At 63.1% G+C, this 18512-nt stretch carries 19 protein-coding genes; 9 read left to right on the top strand and 10 right to left on the bottom strand.

The annotated features are described in order from the left end of the window. The first annotated feature begins 151 nt into the window (after positions 1-151). The 3 genes from QF015_RS12100 (at position 152) to QF015_RS12110 (ending at position 3308) form a co-directional block, all read left to right on the top strand. Entirely contained in the window at positions 152-751 is a 600-nt protein-coding gene (locus QF015_RS12100) for a TetR/AcrR family transcriptional regulator (protein WP_429389274.1), read from the top strand. After that, positions 748-2541 carry an alpha/beta fold hydrolase gene (locus QF015_RS12105; protein ID WP_429389276.1) on the top strand — a complete coding sequence of 598 codons (1794 nt, stop codon included), beginning with the start codon at positions 748-750 and terminating at the stop codon, positions 2539-2541. Before QF015_RS12100 ends, QF015_RS12105 begins: the two co-directional genes overlap by 4 nt. A gap of 137 nt (positions 2542-2678) precedes the next feature. Continuing rightward, on the top strand, positions 2679-3308 hold the full coding sequence (locus QF015_RS12110; protein WP_429389512.1) for a YczE/YyaS/YitT family protein: 630 nt from the start codon (positions 2679-2681) through the stop codon (positions 3306-3308). 575 nt (positions 3309-3883) lie between these two features. On the opposite strand, the gene QF015_RS12115 is transcribed toward QF015_RS12110, so the two are convergent. The 3 genes from QF015_RS12115 to QF015_RS12125 all read right to left on the bottom strand — a co-directional run bounded on the left by QF015_RS12115 (position 3884) and on the right by QF015_RS12125 (position 5738). Next, a complete protein-coding gene (locus tag QF015_RS12115) occupies positions 3884-4186 on the bottom strand; it encodes a hypothetical protein (protein WP_429389278.1) in 303 nt (100 codons plus the stop codon). Between the two features lie 214 nt (positions 4187-4400). Next, positions 4401-4877: a DUF2306 domain-containing protein gene (locus QF015_RS12120; RefSeq protein WP_310210724.1), complete on the bottom strand. Its 477-nt coding sequence runs from the start codon at positions 4875-4877 to the stop codon at positions 4401-4403. Between the two features lie 57 nt (positions 4878-4934). Beyond that, entirely contained in the window at positions 4935-5738 is an 804-nt protein-coding gene (locus QF015_RS12125) for a MerR family transcriptional regulator (RefSeq protein ID WP_429389280.1), read from the bottom strand. Between the two features lie 214 nt (positions 5739-5952). Here QF015_RS12125 and trmB point away from each other — a divergent pair, with 214 nt between their 5' ends. From trmB to QF015_RS12140, 3 genes are read left to right on the top strand one after another with little or no spacing between them, the layout of a single operon-like run. Next, positions 5953-6858 (top strand): tRNA (guanosine(46)-N7)-methyltransferase TrmB, encoded by a 906-nt coding sequence (gene trmB, locus QF015_RS12130; protein ID WP_310210726.1) that lies wholly within the window; start codon positions 5953-5955, stop codon positions 6856-6858. A gap of 21 nt (positions 6859-6879) precedes the next feature. Further along, on the top strand, positions 6880-7272 hold the full coding sequence (locus QF015_RS12135; protein ID WP_429389283.1) for a hypothetical protein: 393 nt from the start codon (positions 6880-6882) through the stop codon (positions 7270-7272). Then, positions 7273-7761, top strand: coding sequence for a type II toxin-antitoxin system RatA family toxin (locus QF015_RS12140; RefSeq protein WP_310210732.1), 489 nt, complete (start codon positions 7273-7275; stop codon positions 7759-7761). Positions 7762-7765: 4 nt separating this feature from the next. Here QF015_RS12140 and QF015_RS12145 read toward each other — a convergent pair whose 3' ends face one another. Together QF015_RS12145 and QF015_RS12150 are read right to left on the bottom strand one after the other, a co-directional pair. Then, positions 7766-8440, bottom strand: a complete 675-nt coding sequence (locus tag QF015_RS12145) for a zf-HC2 domain-containing protein (RefSeq protein ID WP_310210734.1) — start codon at positions 8438-8440, stop codon at positions 7766-7768. Then, complete coding sequence (locus QF015_RS12150; protein ID WP_310210736.1) at positions 8437-8934, bottom strand: sigma-70 family RNA polymerase sigma factor; 498 nt, start codon at positions 8932-8934, stop codon at positions 8437-8439. The genes QF015_RS12145 and QF015_RS12150 overlap by 4 nt, the downstream gene beginning before the upstream one ends. A gap of 149 nt (positions 8935-9083) precedes the next feature. Between QF015_RS12150 and QF015_RS12155 the strand changes: the two genes are divergently transcribed. After that, complete coding sequence (locus QF015_RS12155) at positions 9084-9638, top strand: COG4315 family predicted lipoprotein (protein ID WP_429389285.1); 555 nt, start codon at positions 9084-9086, stop codon at positions 9636-9638. A gap of 96 nt (positions 9639-9734) precedes the next feature. Here QF015_RS12155 and QF015_RS12160 read toward each other — a convergent pair whose 3' ends face one another. Beyond that, the gene (locus QF015_RS12160; RefSeq protein WP_429389287.1) at positions 9735-10673 is read right to left on the bottom strand and encodes a type IV toxin-antitoxin system AbiEi family antitoxin domain-containing protein; all 939 of its coding nucleotides are present in this window, start codon (positions 10671-10673) and stop codon (positions 9735-9737) included. Positions 10674-10899: 226 nt separating this feature from the next. Here QF015_RS12160 and QF015_RS12165 point away from each other — a divergent pair, with 226 nt between their 5' ends. Continuing rightward, entirely contained in the window at positions 10900-11103 is a 204-nt protein-coding gene (locus QF015_RS12165) for a hypothetical protein (protein ID WP_429389289.1), read from the top strand. A gap of 136 nt (positions 11104-11239) precedes the next feature. Here the strand turns inward: QF015_RS12165 and QF015_RS12170 are convergent, their stop codons facing one another. The 4 genes from QF015_RS12170 to QF015_RS12185 all read right to left on the bottom strand — a co-directional run bounded on the left by QF015_RS12170 (position 11240) and on the right by QF015_RS12185 (position 14889). Continuing rightward, positions 11240-12217 (bottom strand): ABC transporter ATP-binding protein, encoded by a 978-nt coding sequence (locus tag QF015_RS12170; RefSeq protein WP_310210746.1) that lies wholly within the window; start codon positions 12215-12217, stop codon positions 11240-11242. 1 nt (position 12218) lies between these two features. Beyond that, a complete protein-coding gene (locus QF015_RS12175; protein WP_429389291.1) occupies positions 12219-13088 on the bottom strand; it encodes an ABC transporter permease in 870 nt (289 codons plus the stop codon). Next, the gene (locus QF015_RS12180; protein ID WP_429389293.1) at positions 13081-13875 is read right to left on the bottom strand and encodes an ABC transporter permease; all 795 of its coding nucleotides are present in this window, start codon (positions 13873-13875) and stop codon (positions 13081-13083) included. Before QF015_RS12180 ends, QF015_RS12175 begins: the two co-directional genes overlap by 8 nt. Before the next feature lie 165 nt (positions 13876-14040). Then, positions 14041-14889: a DMP19 family protein gene (locus QF015_RS12185; protein ID WP_429389295.1), complete on the bottom strand. Its 849-nt coding sequence runs from the start codon at positions 14887-14889 to the stop codon at positions 14041-14043. Between the two features lie 165 nt (positions 14890-15054). Between QF015_RS12185 and QF015_RS12190 the strand changes: the two genes are divergently transcribed. Continuing rightward, positions 15055-18504, top strand: coding sequence for an SNF2-related protein (locus QF015_RS12190; RefSeq protein WP_429389297.1), 3450 nt, complete (start codon positions 15055-15057; stop codon positions 18502-18504). The last annotated feature ends 8 nt before the right edge of the window (positions 18505-18512 follow it).

The raw sequence follows: 18512 nt of genomic DNA on the forward strand, positions 1-18512 counted from the left end.
TTGCCGAATTGAAAAACCATGAATATCGGGACAACGGCGTAATTGCAGCCGACCGGGGCTTGTCGTTGTGTTTCACGACAGGACCCCAAGTGCGCCATCCCACAGCTTCGGAGCGATTTAGAAAATATGTAGACTGGTCTATTATTTCACTATGGCATCCAAAGGAAACCTGACAAAGGCACGGCTCGCAGAGTCCATGCTCCAACTCATACAGACCAGCGGCTACAGCGGCACGGGCCTGAATGCTGTGATCGAACATGCCGCGGCACCCAAGGGGTCGATCTACTTCCACTTCCCCGACGGGAAGGAGGGGCTGGGCGTTGCAGCGGTCGAACTCGCCGCGAAGCAGTTCGAAATGTTGATTACAGAGGCCGCACTTTCCGCGGGCGGTGCGGCCGAGGTTGCCCGTGCCGTGATAGAGGCCTTGGCGACCATCGTTAGCGAGAGTAACTTCCGGCTGGGTTGCCCGGTTTCCGTCGTCACCTTGGAGATGGGCGCGGAGAGCGAGCGACTGCGAAAGGCGTGCGCCGCTGCCTTCGAGGCCTGGATTGCCCCGACGTCCGCGCTCCTCGAGGCCAGCGGTGTTGACGCGGAGGAAGCACGATCCCTGGCAACCGTCGTCGTGTCGACGATCGAGGGGGCGGTCATCGTCTCTCGCGCCATGCAGAATACTCAACCCCTGGTTTCGGCCGCCGACGTCGTGGCGGAGCTCATCAACCAGCGCTGCAAGAGCATTGGGGGGACACGATGACACTCCCCGGAGAATCCCGTCATGCCCTGGTCTTCGGGGCCTCGGGAATGGTCGGCCGGCACCTCGTCTTGACCCTTGCCGCGGCTGGTGCGAACGTTACGGCGGCGGTTCGGACCGCCGAGTCGGGTGCGCGCGTAGAGCAGTGGGTCAGGGAGCATGGCCTCACACGGAGCATCAGCACGACGATCGTTGACTTCGATGCTCCTGGGATCCTCGCGGGCGGTCCATCGGCGTTCCCCTTCGTCACCGAGATTCACAACTGCGCCGGGTCCTACCGATTCGGGATGACCGTGCAAGAGGCCCGCAGCGCGAACGTCGGCATCGTCGAGAAGTTGATCGACTTCGCCCAAGAGCTCCCCAATCTGCAGCGCGTGGTCCACGTGTCGGGCTACCGCGTCGGCGGACAGGACCCCACAACTGTTCCGTGGTCAGAGGACCACCGCGCCGCGACCTACCAGGAACTTGGCGCCTACGAAGCCTCAAAGGTGGAATCCGATGCCATCTTCCAGGCCCGGGCGCTGGAGCGTGGAGTCCCCTGGACCATCGTCAACCCGTCCAGCGTGATCGGTGACAGCGTGACCGGGGAGTCCGACCAGCTCATTGGGCTGGCGACCACCATAGAGCAGATCTGGGACGGCACCGTTGCCGCACTGCCTGGAAACCAAGCGACGTTCCTCCCGGTCGTCACGGTCGACTACCTAGCGGCCTTCATGGCGGCAGCAGCGGTCGATCCGGCTGCGGCGGGCCAGGCATATTGGGTTCTCGACGACGCCACCCCGCCGTTGGCAGACCTGCTCACGCACGTTGGACGGCATCTCGGCGCGAAGGTTCCGCGGGTAAGGATGCCGGTCGGAGTCATCAAGCGGCTCCCGCAGCGGATCACCAAGGCGGATCCCGAGACGCTCACCTTCATGTCCTCCGATCGCTATCCGACAGAGTCTGCCATCGAGTTCGCCGACAGACACAAGATCGAGATGCCCGACGTTCTGGTTTCCCTGGAACGGTGGGCCGAGCACCTGGCCGCGCATCGGTTTGGTGCCGCCATGGCTGACGGCCGTCGATTCGTCGACGCTGGCGGCCTGAGGACATTCGAGCTCGGCGAATCCCGCTCCAGCAAGGTTGTCCTTCCCGGCCTGCCGGTCAACGCAGACACGTGGGCCGAGGTGGCGTCGGGTATCGGCGCGCGGGTCGTAGACCTGCCCGGACTCGGCCTCAGCAGAGGAACAGGCGTTCAGGACTGGGAACAGTGGCTGCCCGACGTGCTGGGTGGGGAACCTGCTGACCTCATTGGCCACTCCATCGGCGCGGCTGCAGCAGTAGTCGCGGCTGACCGGATCCCGGCGCAGGTCAAGTCCCTCACACTGATCGCACCGTTCTTCCTCCAAACCCCAAGGGGCGCCTCGGCCGGACTGCGGCCACTCGTATCGACCTACCTGCGACACACCGACCCGGCACGGCTGTCACAGCAACTGACCGGATCAGAAGCGAACGCGGCTGCTCTCCAGTCCAGCCTCAGTGACCTCAAACGAAGCAGCGCCAAGAGAGTAGCCAAGCAGCTCGCCCTTGCGGGATCGAAGCAGTGGCGTAGCGAACTCCGGGAAGCGCTGGGGCGATTCACCGGCCCGGTCCGCATCATCACGGGAAGCGAGGACCCCATCGCCCCGAGCGTGGTTGAGGAGCTCGAAATACTCCCAAATATTGATCTGATCCCGGTGCCGGGTGCCGGGCACCATCCGCAACTGACCCATGGCGATGCTCTGGTCAAACTCATCAAGGGATCGGTCGGATAGACCGGCCACCTGAGGTTTCAGCCGCTGAGAGGTCTACGGGTGCCACATGAGACTTACCAATGAGTTCTGACCAGGGAGATAGCCAGAGGTTCAAACTGGCTACATATTTCAAAGCCAGTTCACGGGATGCTGATGTGATGTTGACTCGCAGAATCACTCAATTGCTCGCAGGACTGTCACTCTTCGGTTTTTCCATTGCAGTCCTCATCAAGGCTGGGCTTGGAATCTCCCCATGGGACATCTTTCACCAAGGCCTGGCTCGGCTGACGGGGGTCAGCACCGGAATGGTCATCGTCGCGATCAGCTTTCTCGTGCTCCTCCTGTGGATCCCGCTGAGGATGCGCCCGGGCTGGGGCACCTTGGCGAACGCCGTGCTGGTCGGCGCTTTCGTTGATTTGTCGATGCCTTTGATTCCACAGGCCGACGGGCTTCTCTGGCAACTCGTCTATCTTGCCGGGGGGCTGGTGCTCCTGGCTGTCGCCAGCGCCAGCTATCTTGGGGCCTCCTTCGGCCCGGGTGCACGGGACGGGCTGATGACCGGCTTGGCCCAGCGGACCGGCTGGTCGATCCGCAACTGCCGCACACTGATCGAGATAACGGTTGCTGCAGCTGGCTGGCTGCTGGGCGGGACCCTCGGGATCGGCACCATAGCTGAAGCGTTTTTGATCGGACCGCTGATTCAGTGGCTCATGCCCTTGTTCAGGGTTCCTTCAGTCGCTCAAGAACTCTCGCCGGACAACACACTGTGCAGACAATCCGCACCCTGAGCGACAGCATCCCGGGGCATCGAACACGGGGGCATTTTTGGGCCGGACCGTACGCAGGGTCGACGAGTTACAGAACTCCCCCCGTTCCGGTGTAACTATTCGTTCCTGTCTGGAAACAACATGGGTGAGCAGGCTGATCTGCTCGGCTCGTCCAAGGGGGAAGGAACCCAGCCACGAAGCACCACCGATCCGGCTACGCGAAGTACGCCATTCTTACGTCGCTAGCACTTGCACTTACTCTCACTGCGTGCACGCCGGTGCCACCTGTGGCTGCAACGTCAACCACAGCTGCAGCTTCCAAGGAAGTCCCGACCTTCACACTGCCACCTGCTGCTTCTGTGGAGGAAGCGATTCCCCCCTCTGGAGCCGTGGCTGTAGCACCAGATGATGAGCCGGCGGTGGCCACTGTCACGTCACCGGCAGTAGTTCCCCCGGTTATTGGGAATCCCTCAAGGCCAACACCGGTCTCGGTGCCCACAGCACCGATCGCTCCTGTCGAGTCCACGGTCCCCTCGTCCCAGGCGACCATCCCGCCGGCAGTCGTTGCAGAGACGCCGGTGACCCCCGTTGTCCCCTCAACCCCGCGCCTCTCGCCCGACTACGGGAATGGCACCTTGACGTTCCCGGACGGCCACATTTCCTTCACTGTGCCCGCCGGATGGTCTGTCCAGGTGCAGCAGGCGCCGTACAACCAATTTGCTGACAACCCCGGTGGAGAAGAGAACTCGCTGGCTGCCAATATCTTCAACGAGACCGGTGAGGAAGTTGCCCACATCACCAGCGGAGGCACCGGAGGGCTGGTTGGAGGGCCGGTCAACCGCACCATCCTCGACTCCCAGGAACTCAGCGCGTTCGACAGCCGTGATGGGGCCTCGCACTTCGCGTTCGTAAGGGATGAGTACCCCTCCCCTGAATTCCCGGTCCGCTACTACTTGGGGGTTGTGGCCAATTACTTCATGACAGAAGGCCCTGATAGCACCTCGGTGAACAGCTTTATGGCCATGCCGAACGGGGCAGCAACCGCGGCGGCCGTCATCGACGAGTCCATGACGGCTGAAACCGCTGAAGCGTGGATGAAACCGGACCAGTACGTCAAGCTCCGGGCACTTTGCGAAGCTGGGCAAGGCCCAGAATCGTCAGGGCTGCTGTGCCCAGCAGAACAAGAATTAGCAGCGCCAGCAAGGGAAGCTCATGGATGGCGAGCTGGGGGATGCGACGCGAGGGTACTGCCACCACACCCACAAAGGCGCCGATCAGACCGAAGTAGCTACCGGTCATGAAGCTTCGGTGGGCACGGATGTTCCCTTTTCGGACCGCCCATAGTCCTGCCGTCAGTGTGCAGAACGTCAGAACTGAGAGTGCATGGAGCCAGTTGAACCCGCCATCTATGGTCCGGATTCCGAAAGAGGTCAGCACCACGATGTACATGGAAGCAACCCAGATTCGGCCTACAACCTTATGAAGGCTGCCGCCTTTGGTTCGCCGCAGAAGGTTAACAGCTCCAAAGATGAGTGCATAGCTGGCGGCTATTGCGTGCACAGAGATCAGGACGGTCCAAGAGGATGGCATAGACCGGAGCGTAGCGCACCCCGCAATTCTCCCGCCTCTTCTTTACCGTTCGATGCGTCAGCCGCGACGAACAGGCTGCTGCAACTCGGTCACCCAATCGGACTGATCCTCTGAAATCGCTCGGACGTAGAGTTCCCGGCATGGCCCTGAGTGGACCAGCCCTCGAGCGAAGATCTCAGCGTGGAGCGCTTGCCAGCTTTCTGCAATGTGCTCCATGGAGCCGAGATGGACGCCGCAGACGGCATTTTCAACGACCGGCAGCTCGATGATCTCGAAGCCGTCGCGGGCGGGTCCCGTGTAGGCGTAACCGGCGATGACTTGCAGGCCGTCTTCAACCGTCTCGTAAAGCGCGACTGGCGTCTCCAGAGTTCCGCGCTCATCGCCGATGATCTGGGAGACAGCGTCAAAGGAGGGACCCACGACACTTGCAACCTCGGGCTGGTCTGCTACGACCGTGCGGCGTGCTGCCAGGCGGACAGCGGGCAGGGGCTTCTCAATGATCTCGATCTGGGACATGTGGTTCTCTTTCTCGATGAGGTGGAGACGCCGTTGCACGTCTACGAGTCGGCCGGCAGCGATCCGGTATTCCTGCTCAACCTCTGCGCGGCGAATCCGCAACAGAGTTGCGATGCGATCGGCCTCGACGCCCTGGTCAAGAATCGACGAAATATCGTTGAGGCCGAAGCCGAGCTGGCGCAGTGCGACGATTCGATGCAGACGCTCAAGTTGAGAGGGATCATAGGATCGGTAGCCGCTGAACTCGTCAACATGGGCTGGTACGAGCAGACCTGCGGTATCCCAATGCCGCAGCATCCGATGGGTCACCTGCCCGATCTGCGCGAAAGCTCCGATGGATAACATGTCCCAGTTCTCTCGCCTTCCACAGTGTCAGAGTCAAGTATCGCCCGAACCGCTGCGGCCTGGCCGTTTCGTATTCCGGGGATTCGAGACGTCCCACGTACTTCGTGGCTGTGGGGTCCCCACCGTAGTGGTCTTCCCGGAACGCCGGGGCAAGCCATAGCCCCGGCGCCCCCCTCTGCAGAGCCCCCAGCCCAACCAAAGTATTCTGGAAAGGATGAGTGAAACCCCAGATTCCCCGCGACCCGTCACGCCCGGTACCCAGGCCTCCTTCGGAACCTACGGTGGCCGCCCTGTCAGCTTCGTACGCCGTGGCACCCGTTTGCAGGGTCGCAGGCAGGCAGCCTGGGAAGAGCACGCCGAGCGCTGGGCCATCCAGGTTCCCCGCCACGTCGCCAACACGTCCGTGCACCCGGACTACACCTTCGACGCCGAAGCTGTCTTCGGACGCAAGGCACCCCTGATCGTGGAGATCGGTTCAGGTTTGGGTGACGCCGTCGTTCATGCCGCGGAGCAGAATCCAGACAAGGACTTCCTTGCCGTCGAGGTCTACACGCCGGGGCTGGCCAACACCATCATCAAGATCAACAGCCGCGGGCTGACCAACGTGCGCGTGGTGGAAGCCAACGCTCCCGAGGTCCTGGAGTCGATGCTCCCTGAGGGTTCAGTAAGCGAGCTGTGGGTATTCTTCCCGGATCCGTGGCACAAGGCCCGGCACCACAAGCGCCGCCTCATCCAGCCTGCCTTTGCTTCCGTTGCTGCCAAGGCGCTGAAAAAGGGCGGCTACTGGCGCATCGCCACTGACTGGTCCAACTACGCTGTGCACGTCCGCGAAGTCCTGGCAGATTCAAAGGAATTCGAGAACATGCACGAAGGCGAGCGCAGCGGCGAGGAGAGCCCGCTGACGCAAGTGTGGCAATCCGGCGTCGAATCCGTAGTGGGAGGCGCTCCCGTCAGGGAGGGCCGCGCGCCTGTCAGCACGGAACATACCGGCCCCAACGAAGGCGTGGACCAGGAAGGTGGCTGGGCTCCCCGATTCGAAGGCCGCATCCGGACCAGCTTCGAGAACAAAGCCCACGAGGCCGGGCGCATGATTTTCGACCTCACCTACCGCAAGATCTAACCGCAGAACTTTGGGGGAACCATGAGCTACCAGCCACCGATCGACTACTACCAACAACCCGAACGCACCGGTAACCGCGGCTTGGGTGCCGGAATCACGAGCATTATCACTGCGGTGCTCTCGCCGATCGCCGCAGTGGTCAGCATTCCCTTGGGCATTGCAGCCGTCGCCTCGGCGATGAGCCGTTACAACGAGGGCAACGACGCCTGGTGGTTTGGCGCGCTGATCCTGGCGGGGGTTGCGGTACTGCTGGCCATCGTTGCTGTGGTCTGCGGACTGATCGCTGTGTTTCGCGCCGGGCGCATGAATGCGGGCCGCATCACGGGCATCATCGGATTGGCCATTATGGCCGTCAACATCTTTGGCATTGTCTTCATGGTCTTCCTGGTGCTCGGTTCAGGTAAGGGTTTCTAAATGCCACAGGTACGCGCCGAACGGTTCATCCGGTTGGATCCGGCAACCGCCTTCGCCCTCTCCCAGACCACGGGCGCATTCAGGCTCAAATGGGACCCCTTCATTTCCGCCCAAGGGTTCCTGGACGGAGCCACGGCGGCGGGCAAAGGCGTCCGGACACGGACGGTCTCCCGCATGGGCCTGAAAATGGTCAGCGAATACGTCTCCTACACACCACCCCGCAACGTCGGTATGACGATGGTGTCCGGGCCGTGGTTCTTTGAAAACTTCGGCGGCGGCTGGCGCTTTACCGAGGACGACGGCGGCACCCGGGCAGTCTGGAAGTACACCTTTTCATGCCGCCCGGCTCTGGTGAAGCCGTTGGCCGAGAGGATCGGAAGCTGGCTGCTTGGCCGCGAAATTGAACGCAGGATCGAGGCATTTGCCAAGGCCTGCGAAGACCCTGCCCTGGTGGCGGAATTGCGGACGCAGGGCGCCCCAGAGCACTGAAGTCCTAAGGCACCGAAATGGACGCCACGGTCTTCTCGGCTTCGTCGCGGAGCTCAACGCCCGCAATGCCGGCCAACTGCACCGGAGTGGCGCCGGTAATCTTGATCCGGCCGCTGGGCGTGGCTGTCCAACCGCAGGTCCGTTCCTCGGCGCCGTCCCGGCCCTTCACCCACAAGTAGAGGGTGCCTTCAAGCGGCATGGAGCGTCCCTCCACCTCAAGTTCGGTGCCCCAGGTTTTCTTCACCATGCCCACGGTTAGCTGCAAACCGGTGTCCGACTGCACCGAGTAGCTCGCGTCCGGTTTGGGAGGCTGGTTCAGCAAGGGACCGCCGAAGAATCCTGCCGCCAGACAAGCGGCGGCCACGGCGCCCACCACAGCTGCCCACCGCCGTCGTGATTTCCGCCTGCGGACCGACAAATCGACCAAGACCTTCTCGGGAAGTGGTTCCGGCGTCGGCTCCAAAGGTGCCAAAACATGTGCGCCGCCGGTGGTGGTGAGGGCGACGGCGTCAGCCGCGGGCACGGCGTCGAGCAATGCGGGGAGGCTTTCGAGCTCCTCCAACTCGCGGCGGCACTCGGCGCAGGTGGCGAGGTGGTCCCGGAATGCGCCCTCCTCCTGGGGGTCCAGCCCGCCCAAAAGGTAGGCGCCCAGTAATTGGTGGACGGAGTTGCCGTTCATCGTTCCACCCCCATTTCATCAAGGATCGTTCGGAGGGCTTTCACAGCATAGAAAGCCCGGGATTTCACGGTTCCCGCCGGGATGTTCAGCTGCAGTGCTGCCTCGCTGACGGTGAAACGTTGGTAGTGCAGGGCCACCAAGACCTCTCTGTGCTCGTGGCTGAGCCGGAGCAACGCTTCCTCCATGAGCACCCGGTTGAGGAGCTCGTCCACGCGTTCAGTGGCCGCATGGTCCGGGAGGTCGTGCTCGCCTGTTTCGGAGGGTCGCCGCTGCGCCTTTCTGTAGTTGTCGATGATCACGTTGCGGGCCGTCCGGAAGAGGTAGCTGCGCAGGCTTCCCGTGATTTGCGGGGCGTGCTGCCACACCTTGAGGATGGTTTCCTGAACGACGTCGTCGGCTTGGTGGGCATCGGAGGTGCAGCTGAGAACGAAGCGTTTCAGGGCCGTGCCATGGTCGCGATAGATTGCAGCCACCACGTCCTCGTCCAAAGGCATAGCCACCTCCCTCGCCCTTTCCACTGCCCTTTCGCCTATACGACGACCCACGCGGGTAAAAGGTTCAGCGTCGTGAACCATTCTCACCCCGCCGGCGTCGTAGGGGTTAGCGCCGGCCCATCCCGACCGGCTCGTCAAAGGAGCGGGACATGAAGAAACAACTCAGCTTTGGACTCGGCGCCGTCGTTCTCGCGGCTGCTTTGGCGGGATGTGGTGGCAGCCCCGGAACCAGCACCACCTCGGCTCCCCCGCCGGCCGCTACCTCCTCCGCCTCTCCCTCGTCGACCGGTTCGTCGGCCAGCTCGTCGTCCAGCTCGTCGTCCAGCTCTGCGGCTGGGGCCGAAATGAAGGTTGCGCCATCCAGCGCGGGGCAGATCGTGGTGGACAGCAAGGGCATGAGCCTCTACTTCTTCACCAAGGATGTGAAGGACTCAGGCACCAGCGCCTGCACCGGCGCTTGCCTGCAGGCCTGGCCCGTTTTCACGACGACGTCGGACGCTCCCACCGTTGAAGGCGTCACCGGCACGGTGGGAACCATCGCCACCCCTGACGGGAAGAAGCAGGTAACCCTGAATGGAATGCCCCTGTACTACTACGCCAAGGACAAAGCCGCAGGCGACGTCACCGGCCAGGGCGTCGGCGGCGTCTGGTACCTCGTCAGCCCTTCTGGGGCGATGATCGACGGCGCCGCGTCGGGCTACTAGGACTCTTCCGGCCGCCGAGTTCGTCGGAAGCCTGCAGGATCGCCGGAAGGTTCCATGCGAGAACGCAGGGTTCCCGCGAACTCGCGCGCGGGTCCCTCACCTGAACGCCCGAAGGATACGTTCCTTGAAGGCGCGCTCCTGGAACAGGTCCTTCCACTCGACCCGGATGAACCGCCAACCTTCCTCGACGAGCGCCTTTTCCCGCCGTCGCTCTTGATAGATGACCTCACCCGTCGGCTTGAAATCGAAGTATTTTGTCCGCCCGTCAAACTCCAGAGCCAGTTTCTCCTCCTCCCAGGCGAAATCCATCCGATGGCGACCCAGCCGGGATTGCACCTCAAATTGTGGCTGTGGGGGTTTGATGCGCAGCCTTTGCATCAACTCACGGGTCAGCGTCTCGCCGGCCGACTCGGACCGCGGATCCGCGTTCTCCAACGCCTTGCGCAACGTGCGCACACCCCGTTTGCCATCCGAGGCTGCCGCCCGCTCAGCAAGCGCTGAGATGTCGGCACCCATTCTGAGACTGTGATCAATGATCACGAGTGCTTTTGGATAACTCAGCATCCTGACACAGTCGAAGACGGTGCGTTCCAGCGTGGTGGCCCGCAGGCCGTCAACCACAACGACGTCGCCCTCAGCGAAGTGCCCGGTGTGTCCTCGGACGTCCTTGCCCCAACGATCCGCTGATGGCCTGGCCTGATGCAGGATATGGACCTTGTCCTCAACACCCCACAGAAAGAGACCATGAAGCCGTGCCGCCGACAAATGGCTATACACAAAACCACCTGTCGACGTCGTCAGGGTCCCGTGCGCATGCGCCACGATTCGTGCCTTTGCCTGCCTCCCCGGCCCAAGAGCGTTCCATTTGCTGGCCCTGATGTAGCAGCCATATCTCAAGCGATGGAGGTCGCCGGAGTCCAGTAGTGCCTTGATCCCCCGGCTGTTGAGACCAAACCGGAGTAACTCGTCGGTTCTCCAGATGTGGCCGCGCCCGGGGAGCGGGCTGACGATTCTTTGGGCTGACGTTGGATTCATCGGTTCAGCATGGCAACGGCCTGCGGGATGCGGATGGGCGGGGTGACACTATGTGGAAATCCTGACGCCCATGCGCCGGGAACCTTGCGAAATCGCCGATAGGTTGCCCACGAGCACGAACGTTTCCAGCGAAGTCAGCCAGGCGTTGCGAAGGAGGCTTGAGCACCTGACCAGGGCTTTTGGATCAAAGCAGTTAGACTGCAAGCCACTCATTGGGGGAGGAAAGATGGCACAGAACAACAACCGCAAGAATCCGCCGAACCTGGGATTCCTGGCCATACAAGAGGTGGCATGGACCCTGGGGCTCGCTGCCATGGTCATGAACGCGGTAGACCGGGGCTTGGACTGGATCTGGATCGGCCTGCTTGTCTGCTGGCAAGCTTCCATCATTTGGGGCTTCGTGAAGCTCCGCCGCACCAAAACCACCTAGCCTGAAATCGCCGCAACCCGTCGAGTTCGCGGGAAACACGTCGATGTCGCCGGAACGCCACGGCGAATTCACAGCGTTCCCGCGATCTCGAGGCGGGGGGGGTATCTCGAGGCGGGGGAATCCAGCGGTGAAGCCCCTACCGCCTCGCGCTCCCATAGAGCTGCCGGACCAGGTGCTCGATGTCCGGCTCGTGCAGGGACAGGTCGGCTACCTCGGCCGTGCTCGAGATGGCCGCCAGAACCGTGGCCGCTGAAAGCCTGCGTGGATCAAAGGAAACGCTGTGCCGGATTCCCTCGGCCTCGATGCCCTCGTGCACCGCACCGTCAGGCAGCGGGAAAAGAGCAGCCGAGTGCACGGGGGCGGCGAGGTCGACCACCATGGTACGCACCGCTCCGGCGACGTCAGCCAAACCGGTGAGCGGCCCGTCGTAGGCGATGGCGCCGTCGTCGACTACCAGAACCCGTTGGCACAAACGCTGGATGTCGCTCATGTCGTGGGTGGTCAGCAGCAGCGTGGTGCCGTTCTCCCGGCGCTCGGCATCCAGGAACTGGCGAAGTTTCTCCTTGCTGATCATGTCCAGGCCGATGGTCGGCTCGTCCAGGATCACCAGCTCCGGGCGATGCAACAGGGCAGCAGCGACCTCGCCCCGCATCCGTTGACCCAAGGAGAGCTGGCGAACAGGCGTGGTGAGGAACGCCCCCAGATCCATCTGATCGGCGAGCTCGCGGAACCTCGGCCTCCACTCCGCTTCGGGCATGCGGTGCATGGCACCGAGGATCGGGTACGAGTCCTGCAGCGGCAGGTCCCACCACAGTTGCGATCGCTGCCCAAACACGACGCCGATCTTCCGGGCCAACGCTTTACGCTGCGGCACCGGGTTGAACCCGCAAACGGTCACGCGCCCCGAGCTTGGCACCAGGACACCGGTCAGCATCTTGATGGTGGTGGATTTGCCGGCCCCGTTCGCTCCGATGTAGCCCACGGCCTCCCCCGGTTCCACCGCGAAGTCGATCCCCCGCACCGCGTGAACGGTCTTCTTGCGTCGCCGGAACCGACCGGAGGATTCCATGACCTGGAACTCGCGGCTCAGATTCTCCACGTCAATGATGGGCATGTCAGCCTCCTGCGCCGGTGTACTTTTTGATGGCCGCCCGCCAGAGGAGCAGCATGAGTCCGCTGAGGACGACGGCGGCCGGCAGCCCCAGCCACCCCGTCCATGCCGGGATGCCGGCTGGCCCGTCGAGCCCCAGGATGACCAGGCTGGGGGCGTAGGCCACCAACGTTGCGGGGATGACGAACGTGAAGAAGATCTGGACCGGGAAGAACAGCGCCGCTCCGGGCATGGAGGCAACGTATCGGCCGCCGTACGTGAACGCGTTGGCGAATTGCCTGCCGTCGAGGATCCAGAACTGCATGGCTCCGGCACCGAGGAAGAGGGCACAGAAGATGGCCGCCCCGGCGATCGGCGTGACGAGGGACAGCAAGACCTTGGCAGGGTCCCAGGCAATGTCCGTGACGAGGAACGCCACAACCAGAGCAGCCGCTGCGAAGATCAGCCGCCCGACCCGTCTCAATTGGAAATCGGAGGTGGCCAGTTGCAGCAGCACGGGCAAAGGGCGGACCAGCAGCACCTCCAACTTGCCCGACCTGATGGTCTCGGACATCGAGTCGGTTTCGCCCAGGAGAAGATCACCCAGTGCGAAGGCAACGGACGCCAGCCCGAACACCAGAAGTGTCTGGGCGAGGGTCATGCCGCCGAATGTGGAGACGTTGTGGACGATCGCGTAGAGCTCCACGAACTCGGTCAATCCCAAAAGGACCTGGCCGGCGACATCGGAGAGAAAACTGCCCCGGTACGCGAGCTGCGAGCGAAGCCGGGCCGAGACGAGGAGTTTGAGGAGGACCAGGTTGGTCACCGGGGCGTGCGGGTCCCGGTCTACACGGGGACGGGTAACGCGGGGACGGATCGCACGGGGGTTAGCCACCTTGCACCACCAGCCGCCGCGAACCGAATCGGACCATCAACTGAACGACCACAAGCAGCACGGCCAGCCACAAGAGTTGGAGGCCCACCATCGCAAGGCTCTCGGCGCCGTCGGTCCTTCCTGCCAGAATGTCCACCGGGGTCTGAAGCATCGACGGGAACGGCGTGGCGCGGGCGAACTCGAGCAGCCACCCGGGAAACCACGTCACGGGGACCAGGAACCCGGACAACAGGTTCATCAGGACCATGTACAGCATCCAGAAGCCCCGGATCTCGAGCACCCAGAAGGACAACAGGTTGATGGCGAAGAAGCCCAGAAAGTTCAGGGACACGGCAGCCAGAATGGACACGAATCCCAGCACATACGGCCCGGGTGTGCCCGGCATCGCCAGCCCCGTGACCAACGCACCCACAACAAGCGGAGGTAATCCGCGCGGCAAAACGTCGAAGGCTGCGCGGCCCAGGTCCTGCGCCCAGTAGGACGCGGTCAGGTTCACGGACCGGGAAAGGTCGACGGCGATGTCCCCCGACTTCACGCGCCCGGCCAGTTCAGCGTTGCCGAAGAGCCCCAAAGGGGCCAGGAGCGCCTGACCCAGCCACACATACGTAGCCGCCTCCGTGGCCGAGTAACCTCCGATGGCGCCACCCGCCGTCGTAATGGCGCTCAGCAGCAGCGATGCCCGGATGAGCCCGAAGACCGAGTTGGTGAAAGCGCCGGCGACGGCGGCAGTGCGGTACGTGGAATGGCGGCGGAATGATGACTTGGCCAGTTCCCAATACGCGCGCACCGGACGAGTCTACTCACGGATACAACCCCAAATAGCTAAACCGTGTATTCGTCGACACGCATGGAGATGAAACGCCGAGCGGCCCGCATCCGGAAGCGTGCGTCAAAGGCGACGGAGGAGCCAGCACGCGGAGGATGCCGGGCCGCTCGGCCCGCATACCAAGGCTTATGCGTCGGCGAATTCCTCGGACTCTTCGAACTCCACGGCTGCGATGATTTCCTTCGTCTCCGGGTGGATCATGAAGGCCTCCTCATCGTCCTCGATCATGAGGTAGTCGCCGTGGTCGGTGGAGAAGTGCCAGGCGAGGGTCTTGACGCCGTCGTGCTCGTAGTTGGGATCGCCCATGGTGATCTTTTCCAGGGCGTAGCCGGCAATATCGCAGAGTTCGCGGATGATGACCTCGAATTCGGGGGCGTTGGCGAGGGCTTCCTCTTCGGCTTCGGCCTGGCGCTCGGCCAGGTCCGGGATCAACGCGACGCGCTGTGCGATGTGTGCTTCGATCTCTTCGTCGGTAAGGACCAGCAGTTCGGACTGGTCGCGGAGGTATGCCGCGTTGAGGTCGATGATGTCCTCTTCCTCAAGCAGGGCCTCAAACTCGCCGTCGAGCTCGTCCAAGGTCACAACGGAAGACGGCGGCGTTTCGGACTCGTCCAGTTCGCCGTCGAGGTAGGCCTCCGCTTCGTCCTCGGTCAGTGCATCGAAGGTTGCTGCTGTGCGGTTGAAGAGGTCCAGGTGCCGGGTGGCACCCATGCCTTCGAGGCCTGCACGGACGTAGGAGTCCACTTCTTCACGCTCCGGTGCGGTGAAGACGTACTGGGCAAATCCGCCGGCCAGAGCCTGGGTCAGGTAGAAGTCCACAAAGAAGCTGTTGAGCGCGGCGGGTGCGATTTCGTCGCTGTTGAGGAGCTCCTGGTACATCTGGTTCACGACGTTGACGTTGGAATCCACTACATCCGCGTTGCCGGCTTCGAAGCTGGCCTTGTTCAGGACGACGGGGTACTCGCTGGTAGTCATGGGAAATCCTCACTGCTGAAAGCTGATGGTGCTCCGGACACTTTCAACGTACGCGTGGGACCGGCGCGGCAATCGAGGAAGAGGTTAACGGAGGGCGAAGTTTGGGAGCCGTTTTCTGCTGACTAAGATTGAGCAGATAACCTCCTGCCGAAAGTAGCCCGACGCATGCCGTCCCACACAGACGAAACCTGGGAACTGGCCATTCAGACTCCTGCCATTAACGACCGCTCCCTGGCGGCCGGATTGGCCTATGCCATGGGCAGCCGAGTGAGCGGGATTTCTTTCGACGCGGCTACGGGCCTCCTGATGGGCAAGGTCCGCGGCACGGGCCCACAGCCCTATTCGACGTCGGCGAAACTGGTCCGCAAACCCAGCGGCTGGAGCTGCACGGTAGGTATCTGCAGCTGCCCGGTCCGCAAGGATTGCAAGCACGTCGCCGCATTGCTCTTCACTGCCGAGGACCACCCCACCATCCGCGCGCAGCTCCTTTCCCAGGCACCGGGCATCCAGACATCGCGCCTGGGCTCGGGCCAGCAGGGCGGCACCGCCCGTCCGGCGTGGGAACAGGCACTCAACAGGCTCATCGCGAAACCCGGCACGGCCCCGAGCGCGGCCGGCATTCCGCTCGCGCTGCAGTTCGAAGTGGAGGAGCCCGCCGCCCACTTCTCCTACACAGGCCGTCGCGACCCCATGCGCAGCGTCCGCCAACTCAAGGCCCGCCCCGTCATGATGGGCGCCAAGGGCAAGTGGATCCGTGGCGACGTCTCCTGGAACAACCTCAGCTACGTCAGTTTCCGGCGCGAATTCAACGAGATCCACGTCGAATGGCTGCAGACTTTCCTCGCCGCCCACGGTTCCAGCAACGGCCGCCAGCAACCGTCGGGCGCCATGTGGCTGAGCCTGAACGACTTCGCTGCCAAGAACCTGTGGACCCTCCTTGCCGACGCTGCCAAGGCCGGCATCCCACTCATCCACTCGGCTGGGAGCGAGCCCGTCCGCGTCGAGACCCAACCCGCCGTCGTCGGACTCAGCTTGGCGCGCCTGGACGCGAACGGAACCGAAAGCGCAGCGCCCGACGGCGGCCTGCAGCTTGCGCCGTCAGTCACCGTGGGCGGGGAGCCCGTTGATGCCGGGACCGTGGGCTTCCTGGGCAAGCCGGCCAACGGTATTTTCTTCACGCATTCCGGCGAAATCCTGCCCGGTGTGCCGCAGCAAAAGAACCTGATCACCCTGGCCCCGATCGAGGGCGGCATCACTGACGAGCTCCTGGAATTCGTCATGGACGGCCAAACCCTTCAGATTCCTGCCGAGGATGAGAGCCGGTTCCTGACCTCGTTCTACCCGAAGTTGCGGCAATCCACACCCGTGCAGGCTGCGGACGAATCGGTGGAACTGCCCACGCTGGCTGTCCCCACGCTGTCCCTGCTGGCCAACTACGGCAACGACCACAAGGTCCGGCTGCACTGGGAGTGGCACTACAAGTCCGGCACCTTGGTCACGGCCCAACCGCTCTGGCGGCACCCGGATGACCGCGGCTACCGCGATGATCCCGAGGAAGCCCGGATCCTGGAATCGCTGGGCCGTCCATGGGATGTGGTGGCTGCGCTGGCGGAGTCGGCAACGGGTGGTTGGGGTGCTCCGCGACTCGCTGCGTCGGTGGAACTGGGCGGTTTGGACACGCTGGCGTTCACCGAAGAGGTACTTCCGGCACTGCGGGAACTGCCCGACGTCGTGGTGGAAACCTCCGGCGATATCGCCGACTACCGTGAAGCCGCCGAAGCTCCTGTGGTGTCCATCTCCACGAAGGAAACGGCCAGCGGCGACTGGTTCGACCTCGGGATCGTGATCACACTTGAGGGTGAGCCCGTCTCCTTCGCGGCGGTGTTCTCCGCCCTCGCCGCCGGCATGAGCCGCATGCTGCTGCCCAGCGGCGCCTACTTCTCCTTGGACCTGCCCGAACTGCACCAACTGCGTGCGCTGATCGACGAGGCCCGCTCCCTGCAGGACAACCCGGACAACAAGGACGGCACCCTGCAGATCAGCCGCTTCCAGGCCGGGCTCTGGGACGAGCTTGCCCAGCTGGGGATCGTGGACGAGCAAGCCGCCGCGTGGCGCGAGGCTGTGGGCGGATTGCTCGACGACGGCGTGACCGGGCTGCCGCTTCCGGCCGGCCTTAACGCTGAGCTGCGTCCGTATCAGCTCGAAGGATTCAACTGGCTGAGCTTCCTCTACAAGCACAGCCTGGGCGGCGTCTTGGCGGATGACATGGGCCTGGGAAAGACCGTGCAGGCCATTGCCCTGATTTGCGCGGCCAAGGACCTGGCCGCGGAGACGGCCGCTGCCGCCCAGGGTGATTCTGCTGAGGTGAATCCGCGCGCTCCTTTCCTGGTGGTCGCACCAACAAGCGTCGTCAGCAACTGGGCTCTGGAAGCACAACGGTTCGCTCCAGGCTTGGTGGTGCGCACCGTCGGTGAAACTTTTGCCAAGAGCGGCCTGTCACCGGCGGACGCGTTGGCGGGTGCCGACGTCGTTATTACCTCCTACGCCCTGTTCCGCATTGATTACGATGCCTACGCGTCTTTCCACTGGGCCGGGCTGATGCTCGATGAGGCGCAGTTCGTGAAGAACCACCAGTCCAAGGCGTACCAGTGCGCGCGCAAGCTGCCCGCCAGGTTCAAGTTGGCCATCACGGGCACGCCGTTGGAGAACAACCTCATGGAGTTCTGGGCCTTGACATCGATCGTTGCGCCGGGACTGTTCCCCAGCCCCAAACGGTTCGCCGAGAACTACCAAAAGCCCGTGGAAAAGAACGGCGACTCCGCGCAGCTGGGCAAGCTCCGGCGTCGTGTCCGTCCGCTGATGATGCGCCGCACCAAAGAGCAGGTCATCAAGGATCTGCCGCCCAAGCAGGAGCAGATCCTGGAGGTCGTGCTGAACCCGCGGCACCAGAAGGTCTATCAGACCCACTTGCAGCGCGAACGGCAGAAAATCCTCGGCCTGATCGACGACGTGAACAAAAACCGCTTCACGATCTTCCAGTCCTTGACGTTGCTGCGGCAGCTGAGTTTGGATGCGTCGTTGGTGGACTCTTCACTCTCCGGGGTTCGGTCTTCCAAGCTGGATGTGTTGTTCGAACAGCTGGAGGACGTCATTTCCGAGGGCCACCGGACGCTGATCTTCAGCCAGTTCACCGGGTTCCTGGGGAAGGTCCGCGAGCGCCTGGACGAAGAGGGCGTGGAGTACTGCTACCTCGACGGCAGTACCAGGAACCGTGGCGACGTGGTCAGCGAATTCAAGAACGGTACCGCCCCGGTGTTCCTGATCTCGCTGAAGGCTGGTGGCTTCGGGCTCAACCTGACCGAGGCCGACTACGTGTTCCTGCTGGACCCGTGGTGGAACCCTGCGTCCGAAGCCCAGGCTGTGGACCGCACGCACCGCATTGGGCAGGCCAGGAACGTGATGGTCTACCGACTGGTTGCCAAGGACACCATCGAAGAGAAAGTCATGGCGTTGAAGGCCAAGAAGTCACAGCTGTTCGCGGATGTGATGGAGGGCGACGCGTTGGCCGGTGGCTCGTTGACGGCGGATGACCTGGCGGCGCTGTTCGCGGAGTGACCTCCCGG

Source organism: Paenarthrobacter sp. TE4293 (assembly GCF_050435325.1).
GTDB classification, from domain to species: Bacteria; Actinomycetota; Actinomycetes; order Actinomycetales; family Micrococcaceae; genus Arthrobacter; species Arthrobacter nitroguajacolicus_C.

Coding starts and splice junctions, on each gene's coding strand:
- QF015_RS12100 (WP_429389274.1), top strand. CDS start 152: ATGGCATCCAAAGGAAACCTGACAAAGGCACGGCTCGCAGAGTCCATG.
- QF015_RS12105 (WP_429389276.1), top strand. CDS start 748: ATGACACTCCCCGGAGAATCCCGTCATGCCCTGGTCTTCGGGGCCTCG.
- QF015_RS12110 (WP_429389512.1), top strand. CDS start 2,679: ATGTTGACTCGCAGAATCACTCAATTGCTCGCAGGACTGTCACTCTTC.
- QF015_RS12120 (WP_310210724.1), bottom strand. CDS start 4,877: ATGCCATCCTCTTGGACCGTCCTGATCTCTGTGCACGCAATAGCCGCC.
- QF015_RS12125 (WP_429389280.1), bottom strand. CDS start 5,738: ATGTTATCCATCGGAGCTTTCGCGCAGATCGGGCAGGTGACCCATCGG.
- trmB (WP_310210726.1), top strand. CDS start 5,953: ATGAGTGAAACCCCAGATTCCCCGCGACCCGTCACGCCCGGTACCCAG.
- QF015_RS12135 (WP_429389283.1), top strand. CDS start 6,880: ATGAGCTACCAGCCACCGATCGACTACTACCAACAACCCGAACGCACC.
- QF015_RS12140 (WP_310210732.1), top strand. CDS start 7,273: ATGCCACAGGTACGCGCCGAACGGTTCATCCGGTTGGATCCGGCAACC.
- QF015_RS12145 (WP_310210734.1), bottom strand. CDS start 8,440: ATGAACGGCAACTCCGTCCACCAATTACTGGGCGCCTACCTTTTGGGC.
- QF015_RS12150 (WP_310210736.1), bottom strand. CDS start 8,934: ATGCCTTTGGACGAGGACGTGGTGGCTGCAATCTATCGCGACCATGGC.
- QF015_RS12155 (WP_429389285.1), top strand. CDS start 9,084: ATGAAGAAACAACTCAGCTTTGGACTCGGCGCCGTCGTTCTCGCGGCT.
- QF015_RS12160 (WP_429389287.1), bottom strand. CDS start 10,673: ATGAATCCAACGTCAGCCCAAAGAATCGTCAGCCCGCTCCCCGGGCGC.
- QF015_RS12165 (WP_429389289.1), top strand. CDS start 10,900: ATGGCACAGAACAACAACCGCAAGAATCCGCCGAACCTGGGATTCCTG.
- QF015_RS12170 (WP_310210746.1), bottom strand. CDS start 12,217: ATGCCCATCATTGACGTGGAGAATCTGAGCCGCGAGTTCCAGGTCATG.
- QF015_RS12185 (WP_429389295.1), bottom strand. CDS start 14,889: ATGACTACCAGCGAGTACCCCGTCGTCCTGAACAAGGCCAGCTTCGAA.
- QF015_RS12190 (WP_429389297.1), top strand. CDS start 15,055: ATGCCGTCCCACACAGACGAAACCTGGGAACTGGCCATTCAGACTCCT.